15 protein-coding genes are annotated in these 14,864 nt (G+C 70.5%); 5 read left to right on the top strand and 10 right to left on the bottom strand.

From position 1 onward, the window contains the following. Positions 1–49: 49 nt before the first annotated feature. A complete protein-coding gene (locus tag ACZ4LX_RS15380) occupies positions 50–691 on the top strand; it encodes an IclR family transcriptional regulator (protein ID WP_266779352.1) in 642 nt (213 codons plus the stop codon). A 665-nt stretch (positions 692–1,356) separates the two neighbouring features. Beyond that, on the top strand, positions 1,357–2,145 hold the full coding sequence (locus ACZ4LX_RS15375) for a YlbL family protein (protein WP_467644012.1): 789 nt from the start codon (positions 1,357–1,359) through the stop codon (positions 2,143–2,145). Here ACZ4LX_RS15375 and ACZ4LX_RS15370 read toward each other — a convergent pair. From ACZ4LX_RS15370 to ACZ4LX_RS15335, 8 genes are all read right to left on the bottom strand, one after another. Continuing rightward, positions 2,075–3,421: an MFS transporter gene (locus tag ACZ4LX_RS15370; protein ID WP_467644010.1), complete on the bottom strand. Its 1,347-nt coding sequence runs from the start codon at positions 3,419–3,421 to the stop codon at positions 2,075–2,077. The two genes, ACZ4LX_RS15375 and ACZ4LX_RS15370, sit on opposite strands and share 71 nt — an antisense overlap. Before the next feature lie 2 nt (positions 3,422–3,423). After that, complete coding sequence (locus ACZ4LX_RS15365; RefSeq protein ID WP_467644008.1) at positions 3,424–3,624, bottom strand: hypothetical protein; 201 nt, start codon at positions 3,622–3,624, stop codon at positions 3,424–3,426. Positions 3,625–3,639: 15 nt separating this feature from the next. Further along, positions 3,640–4,248 (bottom strand): helix-turn-helix domain-containing protein, encoded by a 609-nt coding sequence (locus ACZ4LX_RS15360; protein WP_467644005.1) that lies wholly within the window; start codon positions 4,246–4,248, stop codon positions 3,640–3,642. Positions 4,249–4,330: 82 nt separating this feature from the next. Continuing rightward, a complete protein-coding gene (locus ACZ4LX_RS15355; RefSeq protein WP_467644002.1) occupies positions 4,331–5,311 on the bottom strand; it encodes a glycine betaine ABC transporter substrate-binding protein in 981 nt (326 codons plus the stop codon). Continuing rightward, complete coding sequence (locus ACZ4LX_RS15350) at positions 5,308–6,189, bottom strand: ABC transporter permease (RefSeq protein ID WP_467644000.1); 882 nt, start codon at positions 6,187–6,189, stop codon at positions 5,308–5,310. Before ACZ4LX_RS15350 ends, ACZ4LX_RS15355 begins: the two co-directional genes overlap by 4 nt. Further along, entirely contained in the window at positions 6,186–7,448 is a 1,263-nt protein-coding gene (locus ACZ4LX_RS15345; RefSeq protein ID WP_467643997.1) for a betaine/proline/choline family ABC transporter ATP-binding protein, read from the bottom strand. Before ACZ4LX_RS15345 ends, ACZ4LX_RS15350 begins: the two co-directional genes overlap by 4 nt. Beyond that, positions 7,441–8,088, bottom strand: coding sequence for an ABC transporter permease (locus tag ACZ4LX_RS15340; protein ID WP_467643993.1), 648 nt, complete (start codon positions 8,086–8,088; stop codon positions 7,441–7,443). The genes ACZ4LX_RS15345 and ACZ4LX_RS15340 overlap by 8 nt, the downstream gene beginning before the upstream one ends. Positions 8,089–8,104: 16 nt before the next feature. Continuing rightward, complete coding sequence (locus ACZ4LX_RS15335; RefSeq protein ID WP_467643990.1) at positions 8,105–8,578, bottom strand: Lrp/AsnC family transcriptional regulator; 474 nt, start codon at positions 8,576–8,578, stop codon at positions 8,105–8,107. 131 nt (positions 8,579–8,709) lie between these two features. Between ACZ4LX_RS15335 and hppD the strand changes: the two genes are divergently transcribed. After that, positions 8,710–9,855: a 4-hydroxyphenylpyruvate dioxygenase gene (hppD, locus tag ACZ4LX_RS15330; RefSeq protein WP_467643988.1), complete on the top strand. Its 1,146-nt coding sequence runs from the start codon at positions 8,710–8,712 to the stop codon at positions 9,853–9,855. A 159-nt stretch (positions 9,856–10,014) separates the two neighbouring features. Here the strand turns inward: hppD and ACZ4LX_RS15325 are convergent, their stop codons facing one another. Beyond that, on the bottom strand, positions 10,015–10,812 hold the full coding sequence (locus ACZ4LX_RS15325; protein WP_467643984.1) for an SDR family NAD(P)-dependent oxidoreductase: 798 nt from the start codon (positions 10,810–10,812) through the stop codon (positions 10,015–10,017). Positions 10,813–11,072: 260 nt separating this feature from the next. Here ACZ4LX_RS15325 and ACZ4LX_RS15320 point away from each other — a divergent pair, with 260 nt between their 5' ends. Beyond that, on the top strand, positions 11,073–11,540 hold the full coding sequence (locus tag ACZ4LX_RS15320; protein ID WP_467643982.1) for a MarR family winged helix-turn-helix transcriptional regulator: 468 nt from the start codon (positions 11,073–11,075) through the stop codon (positions 11,538–11,540). 104 nt (positions 11,541–11,644) lie between these two features. Here the strand turns inward: ACZ4LX_RS15320 and ACZ4LX_RS15315 are convergent, their stop codons facing one another. After that, on the bottom strand, positions 11,645–13,372 hold the full coding sequence (locus ACZ4LX_RS15315) for a tetratricopeptide repeat protein (protein WP_467643978.1): 1,728 nt from the start codon (positions 13,370–13,372) through the stop codon (positions 11,645–11,647). A 97-nt stretch (positions 13,373–13,469) separates the two neighbouring features. On the opposite strand from ACZ4LX_RS15315, the gene ACZ4LX_RS15310 reads away from it, so the two are divergent. Continuing rightward, a complete protein-coding gene (locus ACZ4LX_RS15310; protein ID WP_467643976.1) occupies positions 13,470–14,837 on the top strand; it encodes an FAD-binding oxidoreductase in 1,368 nt (455 codons plus the stop codon). Positions 14,838–14,864: the final 27 nt, after the last annotated feature.

Below are 14,864 nucleotides of genomic sequence, written 5' to 3'. Positions count from 1 at the left end.
ACAATCCGTGGGAACAGCCGCCGCCGCTCACCGAAGAGGAGAGGGCGTCGTGACCGCGGAGACCTCCCAGACGCTCGACCGAGGACTGCGTGTCCTCAAACTGCTCGCCGACACCGACCACGGCCTGACGGTCACCGAGTTGTCCAACAAACTCGGCGTCAACCGCACCGTGGTCTACCGTCTGCTCGCCACACTGGAGCAACACACCCTGATACGAAGAGACTTGGGCGGCCGGGCAAGAGTCGGCCTGGGTGTGCTGCGCCTTGGCCGCCAGGTGCACCCCCTCGTACGGGAAGCCGCGCTGCCCGCGCTGAGGTCCCTGGCCGAGGACATCGGAGCCACCGCCCACCTCACACTGGTCGACGGCTCGGACGCGCTGGCGGTCGCGGTCGTCGAACCGACCTGGACGGATTACCACGTCGCCTACCGGGCCGGCTTCCGCCACCCCCTGGACCGGGGCGCCGCGGGCCGGGCGATCCTCGCCGCACGGCAGAAGCCGGTCGGCGAGACGGCCTTCACCCTCACCCACGGCGAACTCGAAGCGGGGGCGAGCGGGGCCGCGGCCGCGCTGATGGGGGTGACGGGGGTCGAGGGCAGCGTGGGCGTGGTGATGCTCGCCGACGCGGTTCCGGAACGAGTGGGCCCCCGAGTGGTCGACGCGGCCCGCGAGGTCGCGGACGCGCTTCGCTAGCGCGGCGCGCCGTTGTTCGGTGCGGGTCTTTTGTCCTCAATCGCCGGACGGGCTTGGTGTGTGCGGGTCGCCCCGTGGGGGTGCGGGTGCTCCGCGTTACGGGTTCGCGTCACCCCGGTGGGTGGGGGTCCGGTGCCCCTCCGGGGCGTCTCCTCGAACGACGAACGTTCCGCCGGTACGCGGTGGAACCCGGGTCGATGTTCGTCGTTCTGCGGGGACTCCCCTGCACGGCCCCGGCCCCGCCCGTCGTGCGTCTGCGACCAGCCGGAGGGCCGGCGTCGTCCCTCTTTGTCTGCGGGGTCGTCCCACCGGGGTGCAGACGCTGACGAGAGCTGGGTGGGGGCGTGCAGTGGAGTCCCCGCAGGGAATGGCGTACGACCCGGGCACCTCCGCGTCGCCGGGCGCACACGCCATTTCTGAGGAGACGCCCCGGAGGGACCCCACCCCCACCCACCGGACAGAACGCACCCCGCGGAGCACCCGCACCGAGCCCGTCCGGCGATTGAGGACAAAGACCCCCGCCCCGGACCGGGGCGAGGCCGAGGAACCCGGCCGCCGCCCGCCCAAGGGCTCCGCCCCGGACCGGGGCAACAGACGGGGCCCCGACGCCAGGAACACCGCTGCCGCCCGCCCAAGGGCTACGCGGGGACCGTTAGATTGGGTGGGTGTTCACACGTCGCTCGCGCCCCCGCACCCTCGCCCTGTGCGCCCTCCCCGTCGTCGCCCTCTTCGGCGTAGCCGCCTTCGCGCCGTTGCCGTTCACGCTGGCGCAGCCCGGTACGACGGCGAATGTGCTCGGTGACGACCACGGCACGCCCGTGATCAGCATCAAGGGCACTCCCACCCGGCCCACCAAGGGGCAGCTGCGGATGACGACGATCGTGGCCACCGGGCCCTCCGCCGATGTCGGGCTCGGTGACGTGATCGACAGCTGGTTCCGTACGGACCGTGCGGTCATGCCCCGTGATTCCGTCTACCCGTCGGGCGGCTCCGAGAAGGAGATCGAGAAGCACAACCTCGACGACATGGTGGAGTCGCAGGATTCCGCGGTCGACGCCGCCCTGAACTACCTCGGCAGGAAGCCGGGCTCGGTCGATGTGACCCTGCACCTCGCCGATGTGGGCGGCCCCAGCGCGGGACTGTTCTTCGCGCTCGGTGTCGTCGACAAGCTCGACGGCGACGGTTCCGGCGGCGATCTCACCGGTGGCCGCACCATCGCCGGTACGGGCACCATCGACGCGGACGGCACGGTGGGAGCGGTCGGCGGTGTCTCGCTGAAGACGCAGGCGGCCAGGCGGGACGGGGCGACGGTCTTCCTCGTACCGAAGGCCGAGTGCAAGGAGGCGAAGTCGGAGCTGCCGGAGGGGCTCCGGCTGATTCCGGTCACGACGCTGAAGGACGCGGTTTCCTCGCTGCGGGCGCTGGATCACGGGGGGAAGATCCCGGGCTGCTGACCGGGTCCGCGGCGCGGTCGGCGGGTTCTCCGGACGGTGGGTCGTCCATCGTCCGCCAGGCCGGGAAGACCAGCGGGCTCAGCGTCGCGATCAGGTACACCGCCCCCATGGCCAGCAGGGCCCCCGTGGCGCCCGCGCTCTCCACCAGCAGACCGGCGGCGAGCCCTCCCACCGGCATGGCCAGCTCGCATCCCGCGGTGATCGCACCGGAGACCCGGCTGCGCAGCACGTCGGGGACGCTGCCGTAGATCACCGTCGTGAGGATCGGGTTCAGGACCCCGCCCGCGATCCCGCTCAGCACCATCGTCACGGCGAGGGGGAGTGTCGTACCGGTGAGGGCGGCGACCAGGAATCTCGGTGCCCCGCACAGCACCACGCACACGGTGAACACGGTCCGCCGCGAGTAGCGGTGTCCCACGGCTCCGTAGAGCAGCGCCCCGGTCAGTCCGCCCGCCCCGAACAGCGCGGTGAGCAGTCCGAGATCGCGTGCCCCGCCCAGTTCGGCCGAGGCGTGCACCGGGAGCAGGACGGCGTTCCAGCCCTGGTCGGTGCCGTTCATGAACAGGACCATGACCACGACGCCGAGCAGCAGCCGGTTGCCGAACAAGTAGGCGTAGCCTTCGCGCAGTTCGCTGCGGTAGGTGCGCAGGGAGACGGGTGCCGCGTCCTTGACCGGTTCCGCCGCGCGGACGCCCCGTACCCCTGCCGCGACGAGCGCGGCCGAGGCCAGGAACGTCGCGGCGTCCAGCAGCAGTACGGTCTCCGCGCCGACCAGTGCGATCAGTACGCCGGCCAGCGCGGCCCCGACCATCCTGGCCCCGCGTGACACGGCGTCGAAGAGGCTGGCGGCGCGGGCGAGGGTGGTGCCCGCGTGCTCGGCCAGGTCGGGTACGAGGACGTAGCGCGCGGTGTTGCCCGGGGTGTGGGCGAGTCCGTTGAGTGCCATCAGGGCGCAGAGCATCCAGAAGGCGAGCGTGTCGGCGTAGTACAGCAACGGCACGGCGGCGACGGCGAGTCCGCACACCGTGTCGGAGCCGATGGCCACCCGGCGCCGCCCGATCCGGTCGATGACGGGCCCGCCGATCAGTGCGGAGACGACGATCGGCAGGGTCGCACAGAAGGCGACGATCCCGGCCCGTCCGGCGCTTCCCGTGGTTTCCAGGACGAACCACGGGACGCCGATGAGGGTGAGTGAGGTTCCCGCTGTGGATATGGAGTTGGCGGTCAGTACCGCGATGAGCGGCAGCCGCCCCGGCTTGTTCTTCCCCCCGGTCACGGTTATGCCGTTCGAGGGCCGGCGGCACGCGTGGGGGTGCCGGCGGGTATCAGGCGCAGGCCCAGCTCGACCATGGTCCAGCCGAGCCGGGCCCGCAGGGCCTTGCGCGGGGCGGGGCGGTGGGCGAGGCGGAAGTGGCCGGCCTCGGCGCGCAGTTCGGCGGAACGGATGCGGTGCAGTTCGAGGTGTGTCTCGGGGTGCATGGCGTGGCGGTCCCTTCAGTCGGTGGGGCGCGGGAAGACGTGCAGGTGGGTGCGGACGACGGCGGATCCCTCGGTGTCCTCGGGGACGCGGCCCCGGTAGCTGTTGACCAGCTCGTGGACCTTGTCGGCGAGTTCCCTGGAGAGTTCGGGGGTGAGCCGCACCTTGAAGTCGCTGAGGTCCGAGGCCGCGTACCACTCCCGGGACCACTCGTGCATCGTGCCGAGCCAGGTGTTGAGCTCCTGCGCGTGAGCCGTCGCGACCTCGTGGAGTACGACGCCCATGGCGCCGCGCACTTCGGGATCGGGGTCGTGCAGGAACTCGGACTCGAAGGCGGTGCCCGCGTGTACGGCCCGCCACCACCGCTCACGTCCCTTGCCGAGCTCCGGGTCGTCCTCGACGAAGCCGTACGAGGCGAGCTGGCGCAGGTGGTAGCTGGTGGCGCCGCTCGATTCGCCGAGCCGGTCGGCGAGGCCGGAGGCGGTGGCGGGGCCGAACTCGCGCAGCGAGCCGAGCAGCCGCATACGCAGCGGGTGGGCGAGGCCCCGCAGGGAGCGGGCGTCGATGCTGAGGACCTTCGGGTGCGGTGCGGTGGCGGAGCTGTCGTCGCCGTCTGTCGTTGGCATGCCCCAACCATAGAGTTGTAAAGACAGTTTTGCAACGAGTCTTTGCAACATTTTCTTTGTAACTTCGGCGGAGCCCCGGGGATCACCCCTTCTCGATGAACCCCTCCTGGATCAGCCAGTCCTTCGCCACCTCGTGCGGGTCCTCCCCGTCGACGTCCACCTTGGCGTTCAGCACCTGCGCGACCTGCGTGGTCAGCCGGGCGCTGAGCGGGTCCAGCAGGTCGGCGATCACCGGGTACTTGTCGAAGGTCGCGGTGTGGATGACGGGGGCCGCGTTGTAGTTGGGGAAGAAGTGCTTGTTGTCCGTCAGCACGTCCAGGTTCATCGCCTTGATGCGGCCGTCCGTGGTGAACACCTCTCCCAGCAGGCAGGAGTTGGACTTCGACACCTGGGTGTAGACGATGCCGGCGTCCATCTTCTTGATGTTGGCGGCCGGGATCGACATCCCGTACGCCTTCTCCATCCCGGGCAGTCCGTCGTCGCGCGAGGCGAACTCGTTCTCCACGCAGATCGTCACCGCCGAGGAGTTCTTCTTCGACAGCGCGGCGACGTCGGAGAGCGTCTTCAGGTGGTACTTCGCGTTGTTCTTCTTGCTGATGGCGAGCGCGTAGGTGTTGTTCAGCGTGGACTGCGGCAGCCAGGTCACCCCGTGCCTCCGGTCCGCGTCGCGTACCGCCTCCCACTGCTCCAGCGGGTCGGTGATCGGTTTGGCGTGGCCCAGATACGTGATCCAGCCGGTGCCCGTGTACTCGTACATCGCGTCCGCGTCGCCCTGGACGATGGCCTCGCGGGCGCTGATCGAACCGGGCAGATTCGTGCGGTCCAGGACCTCGGCCCCCGCCGCCTTGAAGATCAGGCCGATCATCTGGCCCAGGATGATGTTCTCGCTGAAGTTCTTCGAAGTGACGGTCAGCGAGGCGCCCTTCAACGGCTGCCCCTGCACGGACGGCCCCGGAACCACGTCGTCCACCATCGGCGAGCCGCTCTTCAGCCCGCACCCCGCCAGCGCGAGGGAGAGGGCGGCGGCTCCCGCCAGGAACGTACGTACGCGTCGCGTCCTCATTGCCCCGTCTCCAGTCCGCGCGGTGTCAGTGCCACTTCGACCAGTGAGGCCAGCCAGTCCACCAGCAGCGCCAGCACCACCGTCAGCACGGAACCGAGCACCAGCACCGGCATGCGCTGCGTCTGGATGCCCGAGGTGATCAGGTCGCCGAGCCCGCCGCCCCCGCCGAACGTCGCCAGCGTCGCCGTACCCACGTTGAGCACCAGCGCGGTCCGTACGCCGGCCAGGATCAGCGGTACGGCGAGGGGGAGTTCGACCTTGCGCAGCGTCCCCATCGCCGACATGCCGATGCCGCGCGAGGCCTCCACCAGCGTCGGCTCGATCGCCTTCAGCCCGGCGACCGTGTTGGAGAGCACCGGCAGCACCGCGTAGATCACCATGCCGGTGATCGCCGTCGACGGGCCGATGCCCAGCCAGATCACCAGCAGCGCCAGCAGACCGATCGCCGGGGTCGCCTGCCCGATGTTGGCGATCGCGGTGACCACCGGCGCGGCCTTGCTGAGACCGCGCCGGGTCAGTGCGATACCCAGCGGAATGGCGATGATCAGCACCCAGAACGTGGAGATGGCCGTCAGTCTGACGTGCTGCCACCACCGCAGCTGGACCGTGTCCCCGGCCAGGGAGTTCTCCGCGATCGAGTCGAGTTCGACGTTGGTGATCCAGGCGTACGTGATGACCAGCACCACCGCGAGCGCCGCCGGGACCACCACCAGCTTGCGCCAGGTGAAGCGGCGCGGCGGTCCGGCCGGCGGTGGGGCCGGTTCCTCCTCCTCGTCGTGGAAGGCGAGGCCCTTGACGTCGTGTTCGCCCGGCGGCCGGTCCCGGTCGGACGAGGGCGCGCCGGTGGAACGCGGGCCGGTCGGGGACTGGGGAGTCATGCGCCCGCACCGCCCTCCAGCTCCTGGACGGTCTGATGGGTGCGCAGCTCCTCCAGGTCGTGCTGGTGCTCGATGGCGGTGAGCCGGTCGGCCTCCAGGAGCTCGTGCACCGAGTTCATCAGGGTGCCCATGTCGACGACCCCGATGAACTCCCCGCGCCGCCCGGTCACCGCGACCCGCCCGCCGCTGTCGGTCAGCACCGCCTCCAGCGCGTCGTGCAGCGTCGCGTCCCTGGTCACCGTGTCGTGCACCAGCTGCCCGGCCCGCGCCAGCGAACCCCGGGCCCGCATCAGGTCGCCGCGCCGCAGCCACTTGTACGGACGGTTCCTGCGGTCCAGCATCAGCAGCTCGTTGTGCGGGCCGCTGCGCAGCTTGTTGAAGATGGACTGGAGCGGGTCGTCGACCGTCACCGTCGGGAACTCGGCGACCTCCACGTCTCGGACGCGGGTGAGGTTGAGCCGCTTCAGCGCGGCGCCCGCGCCGACGAATCCGGAGACGAAGTCGTCCGTCGGATTGGTGAGGATGGCCTCCGGGGTGTCGAACTGCGCGATGTGCGAGTGCTCGCGCAGCACGGCGATCCGGTCGCCCAGTTTGATCGCCTCGTCGAAGTCGTGGGTGACGAAGACGATCGTCTTGTGGAGGTCGTGCTGGAGCCGGATCAGCTCGTCCTGGAGGTGGTCACGGGTGATGGGGTCGACCGCGCCGAACGGCTCGTCCATCAGCAGCACCGGAGGGTCCGCCGCCAGTGCCCGTGCGACGCCCACGCGTTGCTGCTGTCCACCGGAGAGAGCACGCGGATAGCGGTCGTGGAACTCGCGCGGGTCGAGCCCGACCAGATCGAGCATCTCCTCGACCCGGTCCTTCACCTTCGACTTCGACCAGCCCACCATCTTCGGTACGAGGCCGATGTTCTCGGCGACCGTCATGTGCGGGAAGAGCCCGGACGACTGGATCGCGTAACCGATCTTCCGGCGCAGTTTCACCGGGTCGATGTCGGTGACGTCCTCGTCGCCGATCCTGATCCGCCCCGAGGACGGCTCGATCAGCCGGTTGATCATCTTCAGGGTGGTGGACTTCCCGCAGCCGGACGGGCCCACGAAGATGACGGTCTCCCCGGCCTTGATGTCCATCGAGACGTTGTCCACGGCCGGGCTGGGGTTGCCCGGATAGATCTTGCTCAGGTCCTCCAGCTGGATGGTCGCGCCGGAGGTGGCTCGAGCGGCCTCCTGCGGTCCGGTCTCTGCGACGGTCTCAGACACGGATCCCCCTCGGGATGGTGAGCCGCCCCAGCAGCACGTACGCGGCGTCGAAGAGCAGGGCGAGGATGACGATGCCGAGCGTGCCCGCGAGCACCGAGTTGATGGCGTTGGCACTGCCCAGCGAGGCGATGCCACGGAAGATCTCATTGCCCAGACCGGGCCCGGAGGCGTACGCGGCGATGGCGGCGATCCCCATCAGCATCTGGGTGGAGACCCGGATGCCGGTGAGGATCGGCGGCCAGGCGAGCGGCAGTTCGACCTTTCGGAGCCGGGTGAGCCGCGACATCCCGATGCCCTTCGCCGCGTCCACGAGCGCCGGGTCGACGCCGCGCAGCCCGACGATGGCGTTGCGGACGATGGGCAGCAGCCCGTACAGCGTCAGGGTGATCACCGTCGGCGCCACCCCGAGCCCGACCAGCGGGATCAGCAGACCGATCGCGGCGAGCGAAGGAATGGTCAGCACGGTCGCCGTCGAGGTGATCGCCACCGAGGAGCCCCAGCCGCTGCGGTAACTGACCACCCCGATCAGGACCCCGAGCAGGGTGGCGATGACCATGCACTGGAAGACGGCGCTCGCGTGCTGGTACGCGTCGGTGAGCAACTGCTGGTGCCGGTTTCCGAGGTACTCCCAGAAGCTCACACGTCACTCCTCTGGCTCAGTCGGTGTCCTGTGCTGCCTGCTCGACGAGCGGGATGACGCGCAGGGGTACGGGGTTCTCCATGACGATGGCCGTGGAGGCCCGGACAATGCCATCAAATCCGACAACCCGGTCGATCACCCGCTGGAGATCGGCGTTGGAACGGGCCACGAGCCGGCACAGCATGTCGCCGTGCCCGGTGGTGGTGTGCAGTTCGAGTACCTCCGGTACGCCGCCCAAGTGGGCGCGCACGACGGTTCCTTGACCCTGTTTGATCTCCAGTGTCGCGAACGCGGTCACCGGGTAGCCGAGGGCCGCCGGGTCGACATCCGGGCCGAAACCGCGGATGACGCCATTCGACTGAAGGCGGTCCAGGCGTGCCTGCACGGTGCCGCGCGCCACGCCGAGCCGGCGCGAGGCCTCCAGGACGCCGATCCGGGGTTCGCGGGCCAGCAGCACGATGAGCCGCCCGTCCAGGTGATCGATCGCCATGGCCGGCCTCCGAGGGAGTGTGATGGTCATCATGTACAGATAGCCCGGCCATCATGGCCATTCGCTGGCCGGATTGCCCAGTGATTTCACGAACTGTTGCGCACCTTGCGAAGCGGCGAGAACCTTCGGACATGACTGAGACGATGCACAGCACCCCCGGGACAGCGCGTCAGGCCGATCCCTTCCCGGTCAAGGGAATGGACGCGGTCGTCTTCGCCGTCGGCAACGCCAAGCAGGCCGCGCACTACTACTCGACGGCCTTCGGCATGAAGCTGGTCGCCTACTCCGGACCGGAGAACGGCAGCCGCGAGACCGCCAGTTACGTCCTGACGAACGGCTCCGCCCGCTTCGTGTTCACCTCCGTCATCAAGGCGTCCACGGACCACGGCCGCTTCCTCGCCGACCACGTCGCCGAGCACGGCGACGGCGTCGTGGACCTGGCCATCGAGGTTCCGGACGCTCGCGCCGCGTACGCCTACGCCGTCGAGCACGGCGCACTCGGCCTCGCCGAGCCGCACGAGGTGAAGGACGAGCACGGCACCGTCGTCCTGGCCGCCATCGCCACGTACGGCAGGACCCGCCACACCCTCGTCGAGCGCACCGGCTACGACGGCCCCTACCTCCCCGGCTTCGCCGTCGCTGACCCGATCGTCGAGCCCCCGGCCAAGCGGTTCTTCCAGGCCATCGACCACTGCGTCGGCAACGTCGAGCTCGGCCGGATGAACGAGTGGGTCGGCTTCTACAACAAGGTCATGGGCTTCACCAACATGAAGGAGTTCGTGGGCGACGACATCGCCACCGAGTACTCCGCGCTCATGTCCAAGGTCGTCGCCGACGGCACGCTCAAGGTCAAGTTCCCGATCAACGAGCCCGCAGTCGCCAAGAAGAAGTCGCAGATCGACGAGTACCTGGAGTTCTACGGCGGCGCGGGCGTCCAGCACATCGCGCTCGCCACCAACGACATCGTCGCCTCCGTGAAGGCGATGCGCGCGGCCGGCGTCCAGTTCCTCGACACCCCGGACTCGTACTACGACACCCTGGGCGAGTGGGCGGGCGAGACCCGGGTGCCCGTGGAGACCCTGCGCGAGCTGAAGATCCTCGTCGACCGCGACGAGGACGGCTATCTGCTGCAGATCTTCACCAAGCCGGTCCAGGACCGGCCGACCGTCTTCTTCGAGATGATCGAGCGCCACGGTTCGATGGGCTTCGGCAAGGGCAACTTCAAGGCCCTGTTCGAGGCGATCGAGCGCGAGCAGGAGAAGCGCGGCAACCTCTGATCCACTGCGACGGGGGTGGTGACGGGCGGGCCGGATGTCTCCGGCCCGCCCGTCGCGGTTGCCGGGGCTGCCGCGCGCCCGGGGAGCCGCGGTTCGCGGTGCGGATCCCCGGGAGGGGGCAGGGCCGGCCCGGACAGGTCCGCCCGTCCGGCGCGGACGCTACGCGGGGAGCATGGCGCGGCGGCCGGGCGCGGCGGACGACTGCGCGGTCATGCCCCCGTCGACCACGAGGAGCTGACCGGTGAGGTAGCGCGACTCGTCGGACGCGAGGAAGACCATGGTGTGGCCGATGTCCTCGGGGGAGCCGAGGTAGGGGAGCGCGTTGCCCCGCTTGAGGCTGTCGATCACGTCCTGGGGGAGGTTGTTCTCCAGGGCGGGGGTCATCACCGCGCCGGGGGCGATGGCGTTGCAGCGGATGTTCTGTGGACCGTACTGGGTGGCGACGGACTTGGTGATGCTGACCACCGCGGCCTTCACGGCGCCGTAGGACGTCTGGAGGACATCGCCGACGAGCGCGGCCACGGAGGCGGTGTTGATGATCGAGCCGCCGCCCGCGCGGATCATGTGGGGGATGGCGTGCCGGGAGCCGAGGAGGGTGCTGCGCATGTTGAGGGAGACGGCGCGGTCGAACTCGTCCATGTCCATCCGGAGCACGTCGAGGTCGGTACGCGGGTTGGTGCCGCCGACGTGGTTGCACAGGACGTGCAGGGCCCCGTACGCGTCGACCGTGGCGCTGATCATGCCGGCGACGGAGTCCTCTTCCAGGACGTTCACCGTGAGGGGCAGCGCCTCGCCGCCCCAGGCGCTGATGAGGGCGGCCGTCTCCTCGGCGGCCCCGGTGTCGTAGTCGGCGACGACGACACGGGCCCCCTCCTTGCTCATGAGTACGGCGGCGGCACGGCCGATACCGCTTCCCGCTCCGGTGATGACGGCGACCTTGTCGTGCAGGCGGTTCATGTTCGTCTTCCTTCGGCAGTGCTTGTGGGTGGTACGGAGGGGCGGCCCGGCGAGGGTTCGGCCTCCGGCCGGGGACCGGCGGCGTCTTCGGGAGGGACGGGAAACATCTCGCAGCCGAGATGTGCACTATGCATCTGTAGTTCAAAGTACATATGATGTGCACTATGAACAAGTTGCTCCCCGGGTGGCCGGACGAGGGGCGGCGGGCATGCGCGATGATGAGATGAGGCGTAGCTGCGGACAGGCGGAAGGGCAGGACCATGAACGAGGAAGAGCGTCGGCTGCGCGATCTCGAACGGGAACTGACCCTCCTGGCACGCCATTTCGTCGCCTCGCGCGGTCCTCGTATCGGCCAGAGCCTCGAACGCTCCGCCTACGTCCTGCTCACCCGCCTGGAGACCGGGGGACCGCTCACCCTCAAGGAACTGGCCCGCGCCTTCCACGTGGACGTCTCCACCATCAACCGCCAGGTCAGCCCCATGCTGCGCAACGGCCTGGTGGAGCGCATCCCGGATCCCGACGGCGGCGTGGCACGCAAGTACCGGCCCACCGCCGCGGGACTGGAGCGGCTGGAAACCGACCGGGAGATCAGCCTCGAAGGCGCCACACGTCTCATCGAGGCGACGGGGTGGGCCGACAGCACGACCGACCGGTTCCTGGCCCTGCTGAGCGAGCTCAACGCGGGCATCGAGCAGCTGGAAGGACTCAACGGGACACGCGCGCGGTAGCGCGTACCGGCAAACGGCCCGCCGCTTCCGGTACGCGTGCGGGCTTTCGCTTCCGCCCGTCCGCGCCGCCCGGGGCGCCGACGCCCGGGGCGGCGCTCCGGACATCAATGCGCCGGCGCCCCCGGCGCCCCCGCCGCCACGGCTTTCGCCGCCTCGGCGCCCGCCGCAGCCGGAGTGGTCGCGGAGGGCTTCGGCGCGGACGGCTCGGCCGGGGACGCAGCCGGCGGGCCCGCCACGCCCTGCTTCGGGGGTGCGGGGGCCGGGTCCTGGGGCGGGGCGGACGGTTCCGGTGCCGGGGCCCGCGGCGGCTCCGGGGCCGGCGGTGCGGCCGGCTGCATGTCCTGCGGACCGCCTGCCGGGGGCAGCCCCAGCGTGTCCAGCGCCTCCTCGGCCCGGGGCGCGTCCAGCGGCGAGAACTGCGGATTGGTGCGCAGGGCCTCCTCCAGATGGCGACGGGCCGGGCCGAAGTCCCCCAACGCCCGCTGGACCATGCCCAGGTGGTACGCGTACGACGCGTTCCGGCCGCCCGAGTCGACGGCCTGCTCCACGTACTCCAGCGCCGAGTCCGGATCGCCCGAGCGGTGCAGCGCCCAGCCCAGCGCGTCGGCCACCGCCGCGCTGTGGTGGCCTCGGTCCCACTCCGCCCGCAGCAGCTCCACCGCCTCGGCCGCGTCGCCGTGGGCGGCCTCGAAGCGGCCCAGGAGCAGGGAGTCGTCCACGCCCCGCGCCTTCGCACGGGCCAGCGCCGCGCGCAACCGTGTGTACTGGGCGGCCGAGTCGCCGTCCAGACCGAGCGACTCGAACAGCTCGCCCAGCTCCAGCAGGTACTCCGGGTGCGGCGACTTCTCCAGGGCCGCCCGGTAGTCGCGCTGGGCCTCGTCGGTGCGCCCGAGGGCGGCCAGCGCGCGCGCCCGGCCGGCGAGGGACGCGTGATGGGCGGGATCGGTGCGCAGCGCCGCCCCGTACTGTGCCACGGCCTCCTCCGGCTCACCCCGCTCCCAGGCCAGCTCGCCCAGCCGGGACAGGCAGGCGGCCTTCTCCGCGGGCGCCTTCGCCCGGTTCGCGGCGTCCTGCGCGGTGGCCAGCGCGTCCTCGCGCCAGCCCCGGTCCCGGTACATCTGTGCGGTCAGACCCAGCGCCGGGACGCCGGACCGCAGCGCGGCGTACTTCTCCACCGCCGTCGTCGCCGACTTGTAGTCGCCCAGGCCGTTGTACGCGTCGATCAGCTCCGGGTACACCGTCCACTGCCCGGGCCGCCGGGACCGTACCGTCTCGCCCCACTTCTTCGCCGTCACGAAATCGTGCCGGGCGTTGGCGAGCGCGGCGAGACCCACCCAGGCCGCCTCGTTCCCCCGCTCTCCCGGCTCCACGTCCAGGGACCGCTTCAGCGCCTGCTCGGCCCGCGTGTAGTACGCCGCGTCCGAGGCCCGCCGCCCCCACTCCACGTACGCCGACCCGAGCACCGCCCACGACCGCGCGTCCGACGGATGCGTCCCCACCCACTTCTGCCGGTCCCCGACGAGAGCCTTCAGATCGGAGAGCGAGGCGGGGGAGCCCGCCGCCGTCGCGCTCATCGCCCGCGAGACCGGACCCGGCAGCGGCGGCGGCGCTTCCTGGTCGTCGTCGGGCACCGCGACCACCGCACCCGTCACCAGCACCGCCCCCGCCACCACACCGAACGCGGCCCGTCGCAGGGTCGTGCGCAGCGAGGCGGGCGGCGGCTCGGCAAGGGACGCGGGTTCGGGAGGGGAGGTGCGGGGCGTGGCGGCGGGAGCATCGAGGTCGTGGTCCGGCCCGGGGGCCGTCGGGGGCTGCTGCGGCGTGACGTCCATGACGATCACTCTGCGTCAGTACGAAGAACACACCGCGTCTTACGAACGCTGCCGCAGACGGGTTCACACCAATGGGCCCGGGTGCCAGTCTTGGATCATGGACGATCTTCTCGAACTACTGCGCGCGGGCCTGCCGGCCGAGGCCCTGATCACCGATCCGGACATCACCGCCACCTACGCCAACGACATGGCCAGCTTCTGCGACGCGGGCGCCCCCGCCGTCGTCACGCTGCCCCGCACCGTCGAGCAGGTCCAGCACATCATGCGCACGGCCACCGCGCTGCGCGTCCCGGTCGTCCCCCAGGGCGCCCGCACGGGCCTGTCGGGCGCGGCCAACGCGTCGGACGGCTGCATCGTGCTCTCCCTGGTGAAGATGGACCGGATCCTGGAGATCAGCCCCGTCGACCGCATCGCCGTCGTCGAGCCGGGCGTCATCAACGCCGTCCTCTCCCGGGCGGTCGACGCGCACGGGCTGTACTACCCGCCGGACCCCTCCAGCTGGGAGATGTGCACCATCGGCGGCAACATCGGCACCGCGTCCGGCGGCCTGTGCTGCGTGAAGTACGGGGTCACCGCCGAATACGTCCTGGGCCTCGACGTCGTCCTCGCGGACGGACGCCTGCTCACCACCGGCCGCCGCACCGCCAAGGGCGTCGCGGGATACGACCTCACCCGCCTCTTCGTCGGCTCCGAGGGCAGCCTCGGCATCGTCGTCAAAGCCGTACTCGCGCTCAAGCCGCGGCCGCCGAGGCAGCTCGTGCTCGCCGCCGAGTTCCCCAGCGCGGCGAGCGCCTGTGACGCCGTCTGCCGCATCATGGAACGCGGTCACACACCGTCACTCCTCGAACTGATGGACCGTACGACCGTCCACGCGGTCAACAGGATGACGAACATGGGCCTCCCCGACACCACCGAGGCACTCCTGCTCGCCGCCTTCGACACACCGGACCCCTCCGCCGACCTCGCCGCCGTCGCCGAGATCTGCACCGCCGCCGGAGCCACCGAAGTCGTCCCCGCCGAGGACGCGGCCGAATCCGACATGCTGCTCCAGGCCCGGCGGATGTCGCTCACCGCGCTGGAGACCGTCAAGTCGGCGACCATGATCGACGACGTGTGCGTACCGCGCTCGCGGCTCGGCGCCATGCTCGAAGGCACGGCCGCCGTCGCCGAGAAGTACGGCCTCACCATCGGTGTCTGCGCGCACGCGGGCGACGGCAACACCCACCCCGTCGTCTGCTTCGACCACACCGACGCCGACGAGTCCCGGCGGGCCCGCGAGTCCTTCGACGAGATCATGGCGCTCGGCCTCGAACTCGGCGGCACGATCACCGGCGAACACGGCGTGGGTGTACTCAAGAAGGAGTGGCTCGCCCGTGAACTCGGCGAGGTGAGCGTGGAACTCCACCGGGGCATCAAGCAGGCCTTCGACCCGCTGGGTCTCCTCAACCCGGGCAAGGTCTTCTGAGAAGTGTCCGCGACGCCCCGGCCGGGA

The sequence above is a fragment of the Streptomyces sp. NPDC026062 genome (genome assembly GCF_055568375.1).
The sequence above is the reverse complement of the archived record's forward strand: the minus strand, read 5'-3'. Positions and strand labels throughout refer to the sequence as shown.